Origin of the sequence: Streptomyces odontomachicola (genome assembly GCF_039605595.1) — a bacterium.
In the GTDB taxonomy this organism is placed as follows: Bacteria; Actinomycetota; Actinomycetes; order Streptomycetales; family Streptomycetaceae; genus Streptomyces.
The window spans coordinates 157,922-175,867 of record NZ_JBCFOK010000013.1; the positions used below are offsets into that span (position 1 = coordinate 157,922).

The 17,946-nt window shown below is 73.5% G+C and carries 16 protein-coding genes and 1 pseudogene; 2 read left to right on the forward strand and 15 right to left on the reverse strand.

Going from position 1 to position 17,946, the window contains the following annotated elements:
- Positions 1-18: 18 nt before the first annotated feature.
- Positions 19-1,245, reverse strand: a complete 1,227-nt coding sequence (locus ABEE00_RS23645; protein WP_345747636.1) for an MFS transporter — start codon at positions 1,243-1,245, stop codon at positions 19-21.
- 100 nt (positions 1,246-1,345) lie between these two features.
- On the opposite strand from ABEE00_RS23645, the gene ABEE00_RS23650 reads away from it, so the two are divergent.
- On the forward strand, positions 1,346-2,407 hold the full coding sequence (locus ABEE00_RS23650) for a LysR family transcriptional regulator (RefSeq protein WP_345747637.1): 1,062 nt from the start codon (positions 1,346-1,348) through the stop codon (positions 2,405-2,407).
- A gap of 1,084 nt (positions 2,408-3,491) precedes the next feature.
- Here the strand turns inward: ABEE00_RS23650 and ABEE00_RS23655 are convergent.
- The 14 genes and pseudogenes from ABEE00_RS23655 to ABEE00_RS23725 form a co-directional block, all read right to left on the reverse strand.
- On the reverse strand, positions 3,492-4,016 hold the full coding sequence (locus tag ABEE00_RS23655; RefSeq protein WP_345747638.1) for a hypothetical protein: 525 nt from the start codon (positions 4,014-4,016) through the stop codon (positions 3,492-3,494).
- Positions 4,017-4,021: 5 nt separating this feature from the next.
- Positions 4,022-4,765 carry an OmpA family protein gene (locus ABEE00_RS23660; RefSeq protein WP_345747725.1) on the reverse strand — a complete coding sequence of 248 codons (744 nt, stop codon included), beginning with the start codon at positions 4,763-4,765 and terminating at the stop codon, positions 4,022-4,024.
- 4 nt (positions 4,766-4,769) lie between these two features.
- A complete protein-coding gene (locus tag ABEE00_RS23665; RefSeq protein ID WP_345747639.1) occupies positions 4,770-5,348 on the reverse strand; it encodes a hypothetical protein in 579 nt (192 codons plus the stop codon).
- A gap of 32 nt (positions 5,349-5,380) precedes the next feature.
- Positions 5,381-5,929 (reverse strand): pilus assembly protein TadG-related protein, encoded by a 549-nt coding sequence (locus tag ABEE00_RS23670; RefSeq protein WP_345747640.1) that lies wholly within the window; start codon positions 5,927-5,929, stop codon positions 5,381-5,383.
- 41 nt (positions 5,930-5,970) lie between these two features.
- Positions 5,971-6,186: a hypothetical protein gene (locus ABEE00_RS23675; protein ID WP_345747641.1), complete on the reverse strand. Its 216-nt coding sequence runs from the start codon at positions 6,184-6,186 to the stop codon at positions 5,971-5,973.
- A 138-nt stretch (positions 6,187-6,324) separates the two neighbouring features.
- A complete protein-coding gene (locus ABEE00_RS23680; RefSeq protein WP_345747642.1) occupies positions 6,325-7,134 on the reverse strand; it encodes a response regulator transcription factor in 810 nt (269 codons plus the stop codon).
- A gap of 26 nt (positions 7,135-7,160) precedes the next feature.
- The gene (locus ABEE00_RS23685; protein WP_345747726.1) at positions 7,161-8,051 is read right to left on the reverse strand and encodes a DUF5936 domain-containing protein; all 891 of its coding nucleotides are present in this window, start codon (positions 8,049-8,051) and stop codon (positions 7,161-7,163) included.
- Between the two features lie 100 nt (positions 8,052-8,151).
- On the reverse strand, positions 8,152-9,096 hold the full coding sequence (locus ABEE00_RS23690) for a type II secretion system F family protein (protein ID WP_345747643.1): 945 nt from the start codon (positions 9,094-9,096) through the stop codon (positions 8,152-8,154).
- Between the two features lie 250 nt (positions 9,097-9,346).
- Positions 9,347-10,687: a TadA family conjugal transfer-associated ATPase gene (locus tag ABEE00_RS23695; RefSeq protein WP_345747644.1), complete on the reverse strand. Its 1,341-nt coding sequence runs from the start codon at positions 10,685-10,687 to the stop codon at positions 9,347-9,349.
- A gap of 84 nt (positions 10,688-10,771) precedes the next feature.
- Positions 10,772-11,188, reverse strand: coding sequence for a TadE/TadG family type IV pilus assembly protein (locus ABEE00_RS23700; RefSeq protein ID WP_345747645.1), 417 nt, complete (start codon positions 11,186-11,188; stop codon positions 10,772-10,774).
- Positions 11,185-13,090: pseudogene (locus tag ABEE00_RS23710) on the reverse strand (CpaE/TadZ family protein). Before ABEE00_RS23710 ends, ABEE00_RS23700 begins: the two are co-directional and overlap by 4 nt.
- A 132-nt stretch (positions 13,091-13,222) precedes the next feature.
- Positions 13,223-13,975, reverse strand: coding sequence for a Flp pilus assembly protein CpaB (gene cpaB / locus ABEE00_RS23715; RefSeq protein WP_345747648.1), 753 nt, complete (start codon positions 13,973-13,975; stop codon positions 13,223-13,225).
- Positions 13,976-13,978: 3 nt separating this feature from the next.
- On the reverse strand, positions 13,979-15,025 hold the full coding sequence (locus ABEE00_RS23720; protein WP_345747649.1) for a hypothetical protein: 1,047 nt from the start codon (positions 15,023-15,025) through the stop codon (positions 13,979-13,981).
- Between the two features lie 188 nt (positions 15,026-15,213).
- Positions 15,214-16,518, reverse strand: a complete 1,305-nt coding sequence (locus tag ABEE00_RS23725) for an Nramp family divalent metal transporter (protein WP_345747650.1) — start codon at positions 16,516-16,518, stop codon at positions 15,214-15,216.
- A gap of 275 nt (positions 16,519-16,793) precedes the next feature.
- Here ABEE00_RS23725 and ABEE00_RS23730 point away from each other — a divergent pair, with 275 nt between their 5' ends.
- Positions 16,794-17,858, forward strand: a complete 1,065-nt coding sequence (locus tag ABEE00_RS23730) for a hypothetical protein (RefSeq protein ID WP_345747651.1) — start codon at positions 16,794-16,796, stop codon at positions 17,856-17,858.
- The last annotated feature ends 88 nt before the right edge of the window (positions 17,859-17,946 follow it).

The following is a 17,946-nucleotide window of genomic DNA, read 5'->3' on the forward strand; positions in this document are numbered from 1 at the left end:
GGGACGGGACACACCCGGTCAGCCGCGACCGCGCAGACGCAGGAACAGCGCGTTCGTCGCCAGAACCAGCACCGCGGCGGACGCCAGAAGCGTCCACGGCGCCGTCACCCCCGACAGGAGGGTGATCACGAACGGGGCGAACATCCCCACGTACGCGGCCGTCCAGAAGAGCGAGCTCACCAGCGCCAGGTGCGCCGGCGGCGCGGAGGCCGCCGTCTCGGTCAGGCAGTGGGTGAGGACCAGCCCGTACCCGGTGCCGAGCACGGCCGCCGCGACGAGCGCGAGGTCCGGCCGCCCCGAGGCCGCTGCGGGCGCGGCGAGCGCGAAGCCCGCGGCCATGACCAGCAGCCCTACGGTGCCGGTCGCCGCGAGCCGCCGCGCAAGCGGCTGCACCAGCAGGCCGCACCCCGGCACGACGAGCGTCGCGACCCCCGCGTACACCGTCTCCCACCCGGCGAGCCGCCCCTCGGTGAGACCCGGAAGGGTCGCGAAGCCGACCGTGGGCGCCGCGAACACCCAGGGCGCGAGCGGCAGCACCGCGCGCCGGAAGCGGCGCCAGTCGACAGGGGCCTCGGCAGGGTTCTCCCCTACGGGGCGCGGGGCGTGCTCCCGTACGCCGGTCTCCGGGGCACGGAACGCGGCGGCCCAGGCCGCACCGCCCAGCAGCAGGTGCGGAACGTACGCGAGCACCATCGGCTCCGGCGCCCACTGCGCGATCAGCGCCGCGACCAGCCCGCCGCTGGCGAAGCCGGCCGAGACGAACAGCCCCGACCTGCGGGCCGCCGTGCCGGGCCCGGCCTCCTCCGCGTACGGCGGCGCGGACAGCTCCTTGACCCACGCGCTGCCGGCGGCGAGCAGCGCGCCGGCCCCGGCGCCGGTCAGGAAGCGGCCCGGCAGCAGCAGCCAGGGCGCGCCGGCTCCCACCATCAGCACCGCGCTGGCCAGCACGTTCACCGCGAGCGCCGTCAGCGCGACCGGGCGGCGGCCGTGCCGGTCGGCCAGCGGCCCGCCGGCGAGCAGCCCGGGGATCAGCCCGACGACGTACACCGCGAACAGGCCCGTGACGGCCGAGGCCGACAGCCCGGTCTCGGAGCGGTACGCGCCGAGCAGCGCGGAGAACTGGTTGGCGCTCCACCCGGAGGCCAGCATCATCCAGCCCGCGCGCACCCCGTAGGGGGCGGGTCGTCTCCGGGGCCGTCTCGGGGTTTCTCCTGCGGGTATCGGGGGTGTCGTCGTCGTGGTCATGGAACCCGTTGTACGGGCGGGCGCGGGCCGCGCGCCGCCGCCGTTCACAAGTCGTGAACGGCCTTGGGATGCCGGCTCGGAACCCGCTTACCCTGGCGGTATGGACCTTCGCCTGCTGTCGTCCTTCCTGGCGGTGGTGGAGGAGGGGCACTTCGGACGGGCCGCCGCGCGGCTCTTCCTCTCCCCGCCCGCCGTGACGCAGCACGTACGGCGCCTGGAGAACGAGCTCGGCACCCGCCTGCTGCACCGCAACCCCGTCGCGCCCACGGACGCGGGCCGGCGGCTGGCCGGGCACGCCCGCACCCTGCTCGCCGCTGCCGACGCGGCGGTGGCCGACCTGGCCGAGCTCACCGAGTCCGCCGATGCCACCGGGCAGGGCGGGCCCGGCGTCTCCGGGTCGTCTGCGGGGCGCGGAGGGATCCGCGGCGCGCGCTCCGGGTTCGGCTCGGGGGCGGGTCCGGGGCCCGGCGCGCCCCGGAGGCGTCCCCTGAGGGTCGGGATCATGGGGCACGGCTCGGCCGAGCTGACGCCCGCCGCGGTGAACGCGTACCGGCGCGCACGTCCCGGGGTCCGCGTCGAGATGCGCCAGCTCGACTTCACCGAGCACGCGTCCGCGCTGGTCGAGGACCGGGTGGACGTGGCCTTCGTACGGCCGGTGCCGGACGACGAGCGGGTGGTCTCGGACGTGCTGACCACCGAGCAGCGGATCGTGGTCGTCCCGGAGTCCTCCTCTCTCGCGGACGCCCGGCACAGCGGGGCCGACGTCGCGGACGTCGCGGGGCTGCCGTTCTTCCGGGTGCCGGAACGCACGCCGCGGCCCTTCACCCAGTACCTGTACTTCGGCTGCGAGGCGCGGCGCCGCAGCACCGCGTACGCGCTGACCCCGCAGGAGGTGCTGACCGGCGTGGTGACCGGGCACGCCGCGGGCTCGGGGCTGTACTCGTTCGCGCGCTACTACGCCTGGCCCGGCGCGGTCTTCGTACCCGTAAGGGACGCCCCCTGGGAGAGCAGCTATCTGGCGGTGCGGCGTAACGAGCCCGACCCCGAGGTCGCGATCTTCCGGGCCCTGACACTGGCCCTGGCACGCGAGTCCGGGCCGTGGAACCGGGGACCCGGATACGCCCCCTCCCCCGAGAGCGGCGGCTCGGCGACCATGGACTGACGCTCCGGCGGCGGCCGCCGGGCGGCAGTCGGCGGACGGCGGGGGGCGGTTCGGTCGTGCGGTGGTGGCGGGGCAGGAAGCAGGATCTCCTGAAGACCTGGGAGGAGTACCCGGAGGAGCCCGAGGAGGGCCCGGAGGACCTGGCGCGGCGCGGGCGCCGGCGGCTGCTGATCGCGGCGGCGCTGTTCGCGACCCTGATCCTTCCCAGGGTGGTGAGCTCGGCCGATCCCTCGGCGGGCCTGCCCTCGCCGGTGTCTCAGGGGACCTCGGGGTCCGCGCGTCCGGGGTCGCCGGGGCCAGGACCTGGTACGGACGCCTCCGTGGGCGGCGGCTCCGGCGCGCCGGAGCCGCGTTCGGGCCGGGGCGCCTCCGCTCTTCCCGGGGCCCCTAGGGGAGAGGACCCGCAGCCGGCGCCGAGCCCTGCGGCCCCTTCCGGGTCCCCTAGGGGTGGGCCCGCCGCCTCTCCCCCGCCGCCCGGCGATCCGGTGACGCGTGCCTTCCGCTCGGTGCGGGCCGGCGCGTGCCTGGCCGCGCACCGGGACACCCGCGACGGGCGCGGGTGGAGCGCCGCTTCTCCGTCCGGCGAGATCCGGATGAGCTGCCGGGCTCGTACGGCGTACCTCCTGGTCACCGCCGTGCGGGCCGACCCCGAGGCGTGTCCGCGCGGCTCCGGGCGGGATCTGTGGGCGCACCGTACGGCACGGGGTGCGACGGTGCTGTGTGTGTCGCGCCAAGTGCGCGCCGGCGACTGCCTGTTGGCCTCCGTACGAGGTCACCGCGCCGAGGCCGACCTGATGTCGGCCCCACCGTGCGACGCACGCAAGCTGCCGCGCCCCTACGACCACGTGCTGAGGGTGACTGCCGTACACCGCGATGCCCCTTCTCCTGCGCCTGCCGGCCTGTGCGGCGGTGAGGCGGACGCCCCTCGGCAGCAGTGGAGTTGGCGGGTCGAGGGCGGGCGGACGGTGATGTGCGCGGCGAAGGTGGGGTGGGCCACTAGGGGGCGGACCCCTAGGAGTTGAGCCCTAAGGACCGTGGCCCTAAGGGGGCGGGCCCTAAGGGTCGGGCCCCTCGTGGGCGGCCCCTAGGGGCTTGCCCTCTCCGGGGTGTCCCGTAAGGGGGTGCCTCTGCGGGTGGCTGCCGCCGTGACCACGGCACCGAAGGTGAGCACGAACGGGAGCGCGTACCAGCCCGCCAGGGCCAGATAAGGCAGACCAGCGAGGGCGGCCGGTATGCAGTAGAGGGCGGACAGTACGGAGAGCACGCACTGCACCAGCGGAGGGCCCTCGCGGTTGAGGCGTACGACCAGCGCGGCGCAGACCGCGGCCCACAGGACGGCGCGCGGTTCGCCGAAGGTCATCGCCTCCCACAGCCGGGTGGCCAGGCGGTACCAGGGCTGACCCCCTAAGGTGTCCGCTATGCGGCCGAACTCCGCCGCGTACAGCGGCACTTCACCGTCCGGCCTGCGCAACCCGTAGGGGCCGACGTCCCAGCGCACCAGCTCGGTGACGGCGAGCAGCGCGACCCCGAGACTGTGCGCCGCGCCGGTCGGCCAGCCGACGGTCCACGCGCGCAGCCCCGACGGCTGCCGCAGCCCCCGACCCCGCATCGCGGTCAGTCCTGGCGCGGGAAGGAGACCTCGACGCGGCGGTTCTTCTTGCGGCCCTCTTCGGTCTTGTTGTCGGCGATCGGGTAGTCCTCGCTGTAACCGCGGACGTTGAAGGAGACGTTGGCGCCGAGTTCCTTGGCGAGCTCGGTCTGCACGGTGTCGGCGCGCTTCTTGGAGAGCTTCTTGCCGTGCTCGTACGAGCCGAGGTCGTCGGTGAAGCCGAAGACGTTGACCTGCGAGGACTTCTGCTTCTTGGCCTCGGCGGCGATGTCCTTGATGCGGGTGGTGCCGGTGCTGTTGAGCTTCGGGCTGTCCTTGGGGAACAGCACCTCGGCCTGGAGCGTGAACTTGGTCTTCACCGTGCTGTCCTCGCGGCGCTCGTCGCCGCCGAGGTCCTCGGTGACGAACTTGATGTCCAGCACCTTGGGCGGCGCGAGCCGCGCCCCGTCGGCGAGCCGCAGGCCCGCGGCCTGCGAGTCGACCTTCACCGGGGGCTTGGAGTCCCCGATGTTGTCCGGCGGTTCGCTGTACTTGGGCGCGGCACCCCCGGCCTCACCGGTCTGCCCCGGCAGCGAGGGGGCGCCCCCTTCGGTGGGGATGGAGGTGGGGTTGTCCGCGCCGGGGAGCGAGGGCGCGGGTGTGGGGGTGGGGTCGGCGTGCGCGGTCACCGTGCCCAGACCGGTGATCAGCAGCACCGAGGCGGAGGTGCAGGCGAGGAGCCGGGCGACCTCCGTACGGGGGCGCGGCATGCGGTCACTCACCTCCCGAGAGGGTGAGGCTGGCCGGCGGCATGTCGGCGATCTGGAAGTCGACCTTGTTGTTGCCCTGGGGAGGGGCGGGGAACTGGGCGTACCAGGAGTTGGTCTCGCCGGCCTGGATTCCCTGCGGGAAGCTTGTGCACAGGCACCGGGAATCCGTGTCGCGGAGCACGTAATAACGCTTCCTGCCCTCGTTGTCGACCAACCGTGCGCCGGCCACGGAGCCCACGTTCTTGTCCATGAGTTCCGTCTCGTCGCCCTGCCAGCCGGGGGCGCTCCAGATGCTCCCGCCGCCGTTGTGGACGGTCCCGGACACGGTGACGAACCCGCCCGCCTCGCGCTTCGCGGAGTTGATCGTGAGCGTGATCTCCTTGCCGCCCTTGACCTCTGCCAACGGCTGCTGCTCGGAGCCGCGGTCGGCCGAGGCTCGGTCGCCCTGGCCCTGCTTCGCCGGTTTCTTGGCGTCTCCGCCGCCCTCGTCACCGCCGCATCCGGCAGCCCCGAGGGCCAGCGCGGCAGTGATCGCGGCTGCGGTCAGTCCCCTGCGGACCCGCCTGGAGTGCCGATTGCTCATGGCTCGTTCGTCCCCTGTCCGTTCTTCGCTCATCAGTCGACCAGCACTACCGAGAAGAGGTCGGAAGGCCCGATGCCGAGGTCTCCCTTGCCATCCGGGTCGATGGTGAAGTCCTCGCCGTCACAGGTGATTTCGATGGCCTTGGCGCCGTCCCCGAAGTCGCACCGCGGCTTCACGACCGCGGTCGCCGTGGCGGTTGCCTTCTTGTGGTCCGCGCCCGGGACGACGGTGTCGCCCGTGTCGAACCGCGTACGCACCTCGACCGTGTAGCCGTCGTGGCCGTCGCGCGTGACCGGGTCGCAGCTCAGGACGTCGGAACGGTTCTTCCCGGCCAGCTCCTCGGCACGGCCGCAGCCGTCGGCGGAGAAGCCACCGATGCCGTCCAGCCAGTCCTGCCAGGAATCGCCGTCGCCGACGGCACCGAGGAAGCCGTCGAAGAGCTGGTCCCGGTCGTCCTGCGCCGCGGCCAGCGCGGCGGAATCGGCCGCCGTCTGCCCGCCGTTGCGCACGGTGCTCGCCTGGGCCACCGCGAAGAAGGCGAACGCCATGAAGAGCAGGCCCGCGATGGCTGCCGTGTACAAGATGGCGGTCGCTCCCTCGTCACGGCTCCGGCGGAGCCGGATCACCCGCCGCCGATCACCTTCTGGACGGCGCCGGAGACGGCCCCGGCGATCATGGGCCCGAGGTTCAACTGCTTGATGGCGAGGATGATCGCCGCAACGATGATCACCATCCCCACGTACTCCAGCGCACTCACCCCCCGCTCCCCCGCACTCCCCCGCATCGCCGCCGCGCGTTCCCGCAGGAAGCGGGGCCAGTTGCGGTTGGTGTTCGGCATCGTGTTCCCCTCCGTTGTCCGACGACGTGGCCGCGTGGCCGTCCCCCGGTGGCGCGCCGCCCGCTTCGGGACCGTATGTCGCCCCGTCCCTCGCGCGCATGGGCCCCAGGGCCCAACTTCCGTCCAGTCTGCGGGCCCTCATCCCGGCCGCCCGGAGTGTGCCGTGCCCAGCCACAGGGCGATGGCCTCGCTGCGGCTGCGGGCGTCGAGCTTGGTGAAGATGCGGTTGATGTGGTTCTTCACCGTCTTCTCGCTGATGCAACAGGCGGCGGCGATGCGGGAGTTGGTCATTCCCGAGGCGATCAGCCCCATGACCTCCTCCTCCCTGCCGCTCAGCCCGTAGTGGGGGCGGGGCACAGGTGTCCCCGTGGCCCACCGTCGTCGCATGGACGCAGACTGTGCCACATCACCGGGCCGCCCCGAAGGCGTGTGCGAAACCTCGGCGGGATTCCGACCCGGGACGCCCCCTAAGGGCGCACCCGCCCCTTCCCTTACGGGTATCCGCCCGCGCGGCACCGGCGCGGGCGAAGCACCCACCGCGCACACCGCGGCCGATGCCACGGCCCGCCCCTCCCGCAGCGCGCACACCCGCGCCACCAGCTCGTCGATCGTGAACTCGCCGTGTACCAGGCAGCCCTCGGCCACCCCGCGCTCATGGGCCAGCGCCTGGACCGGGGCCAGCCGCTCCAGTGCGCGTGCCAGGGCGGCATCCCGTACGGCGTCGCGTGCCCGCACATCGAGGACCACCGCATCCGGCCGCCACAGCCGCGCGGCCTCCCACGCCGCCCCGCCGCCCGGCGCCTCGCCCAGCACCCGTACGTCCTCGCGGCGCTCCAGCAGGACCGTGAGGCCGGCCCGCACCACCGGGTTGTCGCCGGCGATCAGCAGGCGCGGCGGCGCGGCGCCCGGGCCCCCGTCGGCGCGCCCCGGCTGCGTACTGCTGCTCACCCCAGTGCTGCTCACCCCCACCGTCCTCATCCGTTCAGCACCGAGCCGAAGTCGGTGTCGGAGCCGAGCCAGAAGGTGGCGACGATCAGGATCAGGGCGCCGGGGAGCAGGAAGCCGATGGTGGTCATGGTGGCCTTGGGGACGTTGCGCGCGGCGGCGCGGCGGGCGTTCTGCGCGTCCGTGCGGCGCATGTCCGTGGCGATCTGGACCAGGGTCTCGGCGATCGGGGCGCCGAGCTCCTCGCCCTGCTGGAGCGCGATGACGAACTGGTCCACCTGATCGCTGGAGTTGCGTTTGCGCAGCTCGTCGAAGGCCTGGCGGCGGCCGACGCCCATGTCCATCTGGCGCAGGGTGATGCTGATCTCGTCGGCCCAGGGCCCCTTGTACCGCTCGGCGACGCGCTCCAGTGCCTGGCGGAAGCCGAGGCCCGAGGAGACGACGACGGCGAGGACGTCGAGGAAGTCGGGGAGGGTGCGCTCGATGACGCGCTTCCTGTGGCGTATCGCCTCCCAGATGGCGAGGTCGGCGGCGAACCAGCCGAACGCCAGGGTCAGCGCCGTGAACCACAGGCTGCCCGCCGCGATGCCGAGGAGCGCCATGGCGGCGCCGAAGATTCCGTACACAGCGCGGCGCGCGGCGTACCGCTGCAGGGTGAGGCCGCCGGGGTTGCCCGCCTGGTCGATCCTGCGGCGCTTGGCGGCGACCCGGCGCGGGCCCAGCAGCCGCAGCACGACGGGCGCGAAGCGGATGCCGAGCCGGTCGACGGCGGCCTCGCGGGTCTTGGTGCGGGTGGCGCCGACCTCCAGGGCGGCGGCGAGGTCGGCGGGGAGGCGGGTCTCGGCGCGGTAGAGCGCGATGCCCGCGCACACTCCGTACACCGCGAGGCCGATCACGGCCGCCAGGCCCACGGCGAGCAGCGGCGAGTGGGCGAGCCCGCCGGGCGCGGCGGCGAGGTCGCGCGGGTCACCGGGCAACGAGGCGGCGTACGACGGGAGTCCGCGCACCGGCAGGGGCATCTCAGACCTCGATCCTGCCGAGCCGGCGTATGACGAAGAAGCCGGTGACGAAGAGGCCGACGGCGATCAGCATGGCGATCTGCCCGAAGGGCGATCCGGTGACCTTCTCCAGGGCGCCGGGCATCATCGAATTCATCATGAGCATCGCGCCGAGGCCGAGGACGGGGACGGTGAACGCGGTGGCGTTGACCTCGGCGAGCATGGTGCGCACCTCGCGGCGGGTCTCCTTGCGCTCCTCCAGCGTGGTGGTGAGGTTGCGCAGCGAGCCGACGATGGTGCCGCCCGCGCGGTTGGACAGCACCAACGTGGTGACCAGCACGACGAGTTCGCGCGAGGGCAGGCGCTCGGCCAGCTCGTTGAGCGCGTCGTCGATGGAGCGGCCGACGGCGAGCTGATTGGTGACCAGGGCGAGCTCGTCGCCCGCCGGGGCCTCCAGCTCCTCGGCCGCGATGCCGAGCGCCGTACGCAGGGCGAGGCCGGCCGAGGTGGCGTTTGCGAGGATGCGGGCCAGCTCGGGGAGCTGGTTGATGAACTGCTCGGTTCTTCGGCGGCGTTGGTGGTTGAGATACGCGTGCGCCGCGACGCCCCCCAGCAGCGCGGCCAGCGGGCCGAAGAAGGGGGCCAGCACGGAGGAGGCGAGCAGCCACAGGCCCGCGGCGCCGGCGACCACGCACATCAGGAACTCGCCCGGCGTCACGTCGAGTCCGGTCGTCGCCAGCCGCTGCTGGAGGGCGCGGCCCAGCCTCGTACCCCGCAGGCGGCGGTCGACCGGGGCGAAGTGCCGCCGGCGGCCCGGGAGCGCGTCGGGGCCCGGCTCCGCCGTGGCCAGCCGGTCGATGAGCGCCCGGCGTCTGGCGCGTCCCGAGGCGAACAACGCGACCCCGGCGACGGCGAGCACCAGCGACAGCAGGCTCGCGCCGAGGGCGAGTTGGGCGGTGGCGGTCATGGCGGTCGGTGTCCTCTTCCCTGCCGCGGGTCCCTGCTCCGAGTGGCCGCTCCGAGGAGTTACTCCCAGGAGTCGCTCCGAGCGCCCTGCCCCGAACGGAGGCCCGCATGCCCCAAGTTGTCGATCTTGTCAGGGATCTGACGACTTCACAGCCTATAGCCGGGTCGCCGCCGGGAGAACAGCTCCAGCCCCCCACAAAACCCGGACTACCCCCCTAGGGGACCGGTTTATGCACGGTCCGCAGGAGTGCTCAGATCGCGTCCTCCACCCCGAACACCGGCGGCACCGGCTCGCCCGCGAGGGAGAGGCGGTCGGCGGTGCGGCGCGGCAGCGGGTGGTGGCCGAAGGTGCCGTGGACCCTGTTGTCCGGGGAGGCCGCGGCGGGCGTGAACCGGGACAGCGGGGTGAGCGCGAAGGGCTCCCTGCCGTGCGAGGCGAGGAGCGAGATCTCCACGACCTTGCGGGAGCCGTCGGACAGCCTGGCGAGCTGGATCAGCACGTCGACGGCCGAGTTGATCTGGTCCTGGAGCGCGGGGAACGGGATCTCCACCTCCGACATGGACGCCAGCGTCTGGAGCCGCATCAGCGCGTCCTCGGCCGAGTTGGCGTGCACGGTCGCGAGCGAACCGTCGTGTCCGGTGGACATCGCCTGGAGCATGTCCAGGGTCTCGCCGCCGCGCACCTCGCCGACGATGATGCGGTCGGGGCGCATGCGCAGCGAGTTGCGTACGAGGTCGCGCACGGTGACCTGGCCGCGGCCCTCCACGTTCGCGGGGCGGGTCTCCAGGCGGATCACGTGCTGCTGCTGGAGCTGGAGTTCGGCCGCGTCCTCGACGGTGATGATGCGCTCGCCGTCGGGCACGAGGCCGGAGAGGGCGTTCAGCAGGGTGGTCTTGCCGCTGCCCGTACCGCCGCTGACGATCAGGTTGAAGCGGGCCCTGATGAAGGACGAGAGCAGCGAGACGATGTGCTCGTCCAGGGTGCCGAGCGCGATCAGCTCGTGCAGCGCGTAGGCGCGCGGGAAGCGGCGGATGGTGAGGGTGGGCCCGGTGAGCGCGAGCGGCGGGATGATCACGTTCACGCGTTCGCCGGTGGGAAGGCGGGCGTCGACCATCGGGTTCGACTCGTCCACGCGCCGGTTGACCGTGGACACGATCCGCTCGATGGTCTGCATGAGCTGCTCGTCCGAGGCGAACCGCACCGGAACCTGTTCCACCCGCCCCGCGCGCTCGATGAATACCTGGTCGGGGCCGTTCACCATGATCTCGGTGATGGTCGGGTCCTCCAGCAGGGGTTCCAGCACGCCGAGCCCGAGCGCCTCGTCCACCACGCGCCGGATCAGCAGCGAGCGGTCCTGGGTCGCCAGGACGGGACCCTCCCTGCTGATGATGTGCCCGAGCACACGCTCCAGGCGTTCACGCCGCTCGTCCGGGGCCAGCGCCGACATCTCGGCGAGGTCGATCTCCTCCAGCAGCTTGGTGCGGTACGCCGGTACGAGATGGCTCGTGGCGTCCGTGTGGGCGGCCTCGGCGCCGTGCGGGGCGGCGCCTCCGCGGTCGGCGGGCGGCGTGATGCGGGCGCGCAGACTCATGGTGGGTCAGCCCCTTTCCGTTCTCTCGCAAGGCGTTCCGTGGCCGGGTGTCCGGTGGCTGGGCGTTCCGTGGCCGGGCATCGTTCAGTCGCAGGGCATGGTCGCGGAGCGGGACGCACTGCCGAGTCCGCCGATCCCGGGGATGAGGGAGGGGATGTCGACGGTGACGGTGGCCTTGGTCTCCTCGCCGCACGGGTCCACGGCGATGTCGCTGCGCCCCGCCGTCCAGCCGGACATGGCCGCCCTGCCCGTCGCCTGCGCGCCGTCCGCCAGGTCCTCCTGGCTCGCGGCGCGGGCCGCCGCGCGCGCTCCGGTGCCGGCCTGCTGTACGGCGTAGCCCACGATCCCGAGCTGGAGCGCGGCGCACCCGACCAGCAGCAACAGCGGGAGCAGTCCGACGAATTCGAGGGAGCTGACCCCGCGGTCGTCGGAGCGGCAGGCGCGCCACCGCGCGCACAACCCCGTACGACGCCCCGTAGGGGATCCCGTACGCCGCCTCATCCGCCGCCCTCCCTCGCCGCGCCCGCCTTCCCCGTGACCGTGAAGGGGAGGGCCGCGGCGCCCGGGAACAGCACCGGGGTCTTCAACCCCACATGGGCCGTCCACAGGTCGCCGCTCTGCGCACAGGAGATCGCGGCGCCGGAGGACCACGAAGCGGGCAGGTGGCGCTCGGCCGCTGCCTGGCAGGCGCCCGCGGGGTCCCCGTACGCGGCGGCCGAGGTCGCGGCGCGCGCGCCCTCGTCGGCCGCGTTCCCGGCGAGCGTGAAGGTGTAGCCGATCAGCACGCACTGCCACATCAGGGCCAGCACGGTCAGGATGACCGGGACCATGCCGGTGAACTCCACGAGCACGGCGCCCCGTTCACCCTCCGCGCACCGTTCACCCTCCGCGCACCGTTCACGCTCCGCGCCCCTGAGACGGGACGCGACGCCCCTAGGGGGCACGGCTCTCCTCGCGCGTGCGGTCACCTCATGACCGCCCGTCCTGCACGCTCCCCGGCGGGAGCGCGTGGCGGCCGGTGCCGGGAGCGGGGCCACCCGGCGCGAGCGCCCTCTGCTGCGCCGTCCCCTGCGACGCGGACCCGGCCCCCGTACCCGCGTCCCCGGAACCGGACCGGCGCCGTCCGCCCCTCCCGCGCTTCCGCAGCAGCCCGGCGCCGACGCCGGAAGCGGGACCGGAACCGGAACCCGCGGAACCGGCGACGTCCGCCGACTCCCCCGCCACAAGCCCCAGCTCACCGGCGAGCCCCCACAGCGACTGCCGCACCGCCCCCCTGCTGTCCAGGTCCTGCATCCGGCCCGCGTCCAGGGCCGTCTGGAGCTCCTTGAAGTTGGAGGGGACGGTGGTGCGGGCCACCGGGGTGCCGACGATGCGGGCGACCAGCGGGGGCTGGATCTCCGCCGTGCGCGCCGCGCGGTTGACCACCGTGAGCGTCTCCTCGGCCTTGCGGATGCGCAGCCTGCCCCACATCCGCACCATGCGCTTGGCGGCGCGCACCGCGACCACGTCGGGGGTGGTCAACAGCAGCGCCGCGTCGGCGAGTTCGACGGCCGCGGCGTTGCCGGACGTCATCTGCGCGCCGCAGTCGACGATCACGACCTCGTAGCGGTCCCGCACCGCGCCGAGTATCTGGCGCGCCGCGGCGTCGTCCACCTCCTCGCCGCGCTCGCCCTCGCCCGGCGCGAGCAGCAGGCCGACCCCCGACTCGTGCGCGAAGACCGCGTCCTGGAGCACCCGCGGCGAGATGTCCCTGATCCCCGCGAGATCGGCGACGGAGCGGCGGAACTGCACGTCGAGGTACGAGGCGACGTCCCCCGACTGGAGGTCCATGTCCACCAGGGCCGTGCTGCGCCCCGACGCGACGGCGGCGAGGGCCAGTTGGACGGCGGTGAGCGTCGTGCCGACCCCGCCCTTCGCGCCGGTCACCGCGACCAGCGTGCCGCCCGCGCCGTGCTCCCCACCGGGCTCGGGCACGCCGGGGCCCGCGCCGGTGAGGTGGCGGCGCACCCCGGTGGCCCAGGCCGCCGCGCCCTCCACCCGCGCCGCCAGCTCCTCCTGGGCGAGCGGGAGGCCGACGACGCCGCGGGCGCCGGAGTCCATGGCTGCCGAGTACAGCGAGGGGCTGGTGTCGTGGGTGACCAGCACGACGCCGACGGCCGGGAAGCGCAGCGCGATCTCGCGGATCAGCTCCAGCGCGGGCAGCGGGCCGATCAGCTCGTGGACCAGCACGACCTCGGGCAGCTCGGTCACCGAGGCGGCGGCGAGCCCGTCCAGGAGGTCGAGCAGCCGCGTGGAGTCGGCGGCGGGCGCCGCCGGTTCGCACTCGGGCAGCCGGCCGAGCAGCTGGACGACGGAACGCGCCGCGTCAGGGTCGCTGACGGCGGGCTGGATGCGAGTGACCATCGGAGGGCTCCTGCCTGTTCCTGCTGCATGAACCGGTGGTGCTGCATGAACCGGTGGTTCCGGATGAAGCGGCGGCGCCGGGCGAGCTGCTGCCGAGGGGTGCGTACGGGGCCGGCGCGCGCGTCACGGCGCTCACTTGTCCCCGGGCAGCGTGTAGCTGCGCTGGTTGTCCGGGATCTGCGTGTCGTCGCCCGGCGCGACGAGCGCGAGCCGCACGTGCTCGGCGAACGACTCGGCGTACGCGACCCGCTGCGCGTCCAGCGTGGAGAGCGCGAAGGTGATCGGCACGCCGTCCCGCTCGCGCTCCCTGCGCTGGGCCGCCCCCGCGTCCGTACCGCTCTTGTTGCCGCCGTCGTCCTTGAACGGGGTGAGCTTCCCGACGTCGATGACCTTGGCGCCGGTGACGATGACCTTAGACTGGGAGGGCGCGGCGTTCTTCGCGCCGGACTGCTGGTCGCCCTCGAAGGTGGCGTAGATGTTCACCCGGCTCCCCGGGGTGATCTTCCCGGCGACCCCGGTCTCCGCGTCGATCATGATGGCGATCTCCTGCTCGCCCGCCTCGAGTTCGGGCCGGTCGGCCATCATGTCGTCCTGCAGCAGCGAGCCGCTCTTCAGCCCGTTGGCGGCGATCTTGCCGCGTACGTCGGCGAGGTCTGTGACCGCGGTGTCCGGCAGCCACCGCTCCGGCATGCTCACCTTGCGGAACTGGCCCGCGTCCAGCCGCCGGTACGCGGGCACGTCCTGCTTCAGCTCGTACGCCGTCTTCTCCGGGCCGACCTTGGACTGCACGTCGCGCACCACCGCCAGCACCCCGGCGAAGGCGGCGAGCGCGCACAGCACGGAGACGGTGATGAGGATGACGCCGCGGCGCTGGCGTGAGTTCATGGACTAGAGCCCTCTGGGGTCGGCGACCACGGCGTTGCCGTAGTGGGTGGGCGGGGGTTCCTGGCGCGGGGGTTGCTCTCGCGGGAGTTCCTGGCGCGGGGGCACCTGGCGCGGGTCGCGGCGCGTGCTCCGGTGCGCGCCCCTTACGGGCTCGGCACCGCGGTGAGCTCCCGGCCCGGCACCGGCGCCGGCTCCCGCTCCCCCGTCCCGCTCGGGCAGCGCCGGCGCCGCGCAGAACACGCAGCGCTCCCCGATGAGTTCGAGCCCGCACCAGTGGCAGGTGTCGCGCCGCACCGAGGACACGAGCTGGTGCAGCACCCCGGGGTCGGGGATCGCCGCAGCGAACTCCACCAGCTTCCCCGTGCCCCACCAACGGGCGGCTTCGGCGCGCGCCGGCACCTCGTGCACCGCGCCGACCCGCCAGTGCGGGGCGAGGGTGCCGGTCACCCAGTCCGGCGCGAGCTGCCTGCCCGCGTACGTCATCGAGGTGGCGAACCGCGGCCCCACCAGCGCCTCTTCGCCCCCGGCCGACGCGCCGCGCCCGCCGAGCCTGAGGAGCTGCGGCGCGGGAGAGGCCAGCACCGCGAACTGCGCCCCGGGGAGCCAGGACTTGGCGTGCGCGCCGAGCGGCACCGGTACGTGGTCGAGGCGGGCGACGGAGTTCAGCACGGCGCCCGCGTAGATGTAGTGGGTGAGCAGCCGCGCTGCGGCGCCGAGGACGCCGGGGCCGAAGTCGTACGCCGCGAGCTGCCGGAGCTGCCGGACCAGCACCGCGGTGCCGAGCGGCGGGAGTGCGGTGGGGAGGAGGGCGATGCGGTCGCTCTCCAGGACCGAGCGGAGCGCGTGCAGCCGGTGCAGGTGCGGGAGGGGCAGCGTGTGCGGGTGGATCACGAGCAGATAGCCGTGCTGCTCCAGCAGTCTCCAGGTCTCCTCCAGCGCCGCGTCGAGCGGCTGCTCGTCGGGGGGCCTGAGCACGGGCGCCGGGGGTATGTGCGCGCCTTCGGCGGGCAGCACGTGGTCGCCGCCCGTCACCACCACCGCAGTGGACATCCCGCCCCCAGTAACGCCGCCCGTAACGCCGCCGCGCCCGCGCACGCGAAGTGCCCGAACTTGTCGATCTTGTCAGGGATCTGACGACATCACACCCTATAGCCGGGGCGTGCGCCAGAGAACAGATCTCAGCGCACAGCCCTACCCGCGAAGGGGCGGCGGCTATGCCGGACACCCGGAGGTCTCCGTCAGAGCGTCTCCCGTACCTGCTGCACGCACAGCACCAGGAACAGCAGGGCCGAGGCCGCGAGCAGGACGTTGCTGAGGACGCCGTTGCGCCACCGCGCCGGAGTGCGGCGGGAGTTGAGGAGCCAGATCAGGGTGACCGCGAGGAACGGCATGAAGAAGGCGCCGAGCACGCCGTAGCCCACGACCAGCGCGAACGGCTTGTCCAGGAAGAGCAGCGCGATGGGCGGGAAGGTGAGCCACAGCAGGTACGCGCGGAAGGCGGGCGACCGCTCGCGCCGCCCCTCGGGCGCCGCCTCCGCTCCCCCGCCCCTGGCCGCGCGCAGCCGCTCCACGAAGTCCGCGAACATCAGGCTCACCCCGTGCCACACGCCGATCAGCGAGGTGAAGGAGGTCGCGAAGAAGCCGACCAGGAAGAGCTTGGCGGTGAAGGCGCCGTACCGCTGCTCCAGGATCCCGCCCAGGTCGACAAGCCCCTTGCCGTTGTCGGCGTCGGAGAGCGCCGCATGCGAGGCGTGCAGCAGCTCGGCGCCGACGAAGAGCATGGCGACCACGAAGACGCCGGTGGTGACATAGGCGACCCGGTTGTCGAGCCGCATCATGCGCATCCACGAACTGTCGGTCCAGCCCTTGGAGTTCACCCAGTACCCGTACGCGGCCATGGTGATCGTCCCGCCGACGCCGCCGATCAGGCCGAGCGTGTAGAGCATCGAGCCCGCCGGGAGTACGGGGACGAGGCCCGCGACCGCGTCGCCGAGGTGCGGGGCGACCCGCACCGCGAGGTAGACGACGATCACGAACATGACGCCGATCAGCACCGTCATGACCTTCTCGAAGACGGCGTACCGGTTCGTCCACACGAAGGCGAGCCCTGCCAGCCCGGTGATCACCGCCCACGCCTTGAGGTCGAGCACGCCGGGGAAGAGCGCGTCCAGGGGCAGCGCTGAGGCGGACATCGCGGTGGCCCCGTACACGAAGCCCCAGACGACCACGTACACGGCGAAGTACACCGTCGTCCACGGGCCGAGCGAGCGCCAGCCGTCGAAGATCGTGCGGCCCGTGGCCAGGTGCCAGCGGCCCGTCGCCTCGGCCAGCGCGATCTTGACGACGCAGCCGAGCACCGCGGCCCACAGCAGCGTGTACCCGAACCTGCTCCCCGCGATCAGCGTCGCGACCAGGTCGCCGGCGCCCACGCCGGTGGCCGCGACCACGATGCCGGGCCCGATCATGCGCCAACTGGGCTTCCGCACGGGCGGGTCGCCGGTCCCCGCGGTGCCCGCCGCGGTGGTTCCCTCTTCCGTCGTCATGCCGCTGCCTCCGCCGTCGGTCCGCAGTCCTGCATTACCCGCCCTTTACTCAGGCGAATGAAACCGGCCCCCGGCCTGCCGCACAAGGGGTGTGCACACCGGTCACGCGCGGCTCACGGAGTGGTGCCGATCCGGTCGACGCCGTACGGGCCCGAGCACGCGGCAACTACCGTGCTCAGCACGCATATCGGGGTGTGGGGGCATACGTGAGCGGTGAAGGGGCGGACGGGCGGGGCGGACGGCTTCGGCGGATCCTCCGCACACGGCTGACGGCCGTGACCGCGGCAGCGGTCGCCGGAGTGCTGGTCGGCACCGGCGTGACCGCGTGGCAGACCGGCGCGGTGAGCCTGGGCGGACGTGAGGTGTGCTGGGGCGCGCTCAGCGAGGGAGAGGCCCGGCGGCTGCTGGACCGCCGGATCGACGCCGGTGAGGACCTGACGCACGCCGAGCTCCCGATCTCCGACACGGCGCCCGGCGACTACCGGATGGGCAGGGGCATGGACGGCACCTGCCAGTTCGGCCCGGCCTCGCAGGGCGCGGGCGACAGCGCCCAGGTGCGGCTGCATGAGCTGGACAGCCGGATCGGCTCCGACCCGACCTGGGCGAACGCGTTCCTGTCCGCGCGGCTGACCCCGCTGGGCAGCACGCTGCGCGGCATGGCCTCGGACGACCACGCGTGGCTGGCGCTCCCGGAGAGCTGCGTCCGGCCAGGGCTCGCGTCGGGGCCCACCGTGGTGGACATCGCGCTGGAGGGCGGCAACACGCCGGACGACCCGGACCCCGGGAAGCGGCAGGCGATGGCGCGCGCGGTGGTGCGGGTCGCCAACGCCGTACAGGCACGGCAGGGCTGCCGCCCCCTCCCCGAGCCGAAGCCCGCCGAGGCGCGGAAGCGGGTGGTGGCCGACAGGGACGACCCGGCGGCGGGCTGCGGGCTCGCGCCGGGCCGCGAGCCGCACAGGGCGAAGGGCGACGACAACGCGGCGTACTTCACCGTCCCGTCCGGCGGTCCGGTGCGCGGCTGCACGGCGATCCGCGACGGCCTCTGGAGCCCGCGGCTGACGACGGTCACGTACCCGCGGCTCGCGCTGCTCTTCGACCGCGCCTCGGGGAGCGAAGAAAAGCGTTTCACGCACAAGCGGGGCGAGGAGGAGGACAGGGGGTTCCTCCGGCGGGGCCGCGCCGTGTTCCACACCCAGTGCCACGGCCGCTCCGTGGCCTTCACGGCGGAGAACGGCGACGCCGGCCAATGGGACCTCCGGCGGATGTTCCACGACTACGTCGCCGCCGAGGCGCAGCGGCTGGGCTGCGGGGACATCGACCTGAGGCTCCCGCGCCCCTGAACGGCCGCCCGCCGCACGCACTTCGCGCGCGTCCGGACTCTTGACATCCGTATTGGTCTGGACCACGTTGTACGGCGAGAACAGCATC

Coding starts and splice junctions, on each gene's coding strand:
- ABEE00_RS23645 (WP_345747636.1), bottom strand. CDS start 1,245: ATGACCACGACGACGACACCCCCGATACCCGCAGGAGAAACCCCGAGA.
- ABEE00_RS23650 (WP_345747637.1), top strand. CDS start 1,346: ATGGACCTTCGCCTGCTGTCGTCCTTCCTGGCGGTGGTGGAGGAGGGG.
- ABEE00_RS23655 (WP_345747638.1), bottom strand. CDS start 4,016: ATGCGGGGTCGGGGGCTGCGGCAGCCGTCGGGGCTGCGCGCGTGGACC.
- ABEE00_RS23660 (WP_345747725.1), bottom strand. CDS start 4,765: ATGCCGCGCCCCCGTACGGAGGTCGCCCGGCTCCTCGCCTGCACCTCC.
- ABEE00_RS23665 (WP_345747639.1), bottom strand. CDS start 5,348: ATGAGCAATCGGCACTCCAGGCGGGTCCGCAGGGGACTGACCGCAGCC.
- ABEE00_RS23675 (WP_345747641.1), bottom strand. CDS start 6,186: ATGCCGAACACCAACCGCAACTGGCCCCGCTTCCTGCGGGAACGCGCG.
- ABEE00_RS23690 (WP_345747643.1), bottom strand. CDS start 9,096: ATGACCGCCACCGCCCAACTCGCCCTCGGCGCGAGCCTGCTGTCGCTG.
- ABEE00_RS23695 (WP_345747644.1), bottom strand. CDS start 10,687: ATGAGTCTGCGCGCCCGCATCACGCCGCCCGCCGACCGCGGAGGCGCC.
- ABEE00_RS23700 (WP_345747645.1), bottom strand. CDS start 11,188: ATGAGGCGGCGTACGGGATCCCCTACGGGGCGTCGTACGGGGTTGTGC.
- cpaB (WP_345747648.1), bottom strand. CDS start 13,975: ATGAACTCACGCCAGCGCCGCGGCGTCATCCTCATCACCGTCTCCGTG.
- ABEE00_RS23720 (WP_345747649.1), bottom strand. CDS start 15,025: ATGTCCACTGCGGTGGTGGTGACGGGCGGCGACCACGTGCTGCCCGCC.
- ABEE00_RS23725 (WP_345747650.1), bottom strand. CDS start 16,518: ATGACGACGGAAGAGGGAACCACCGCGGCGGGCACCGCGGGGACCGGC.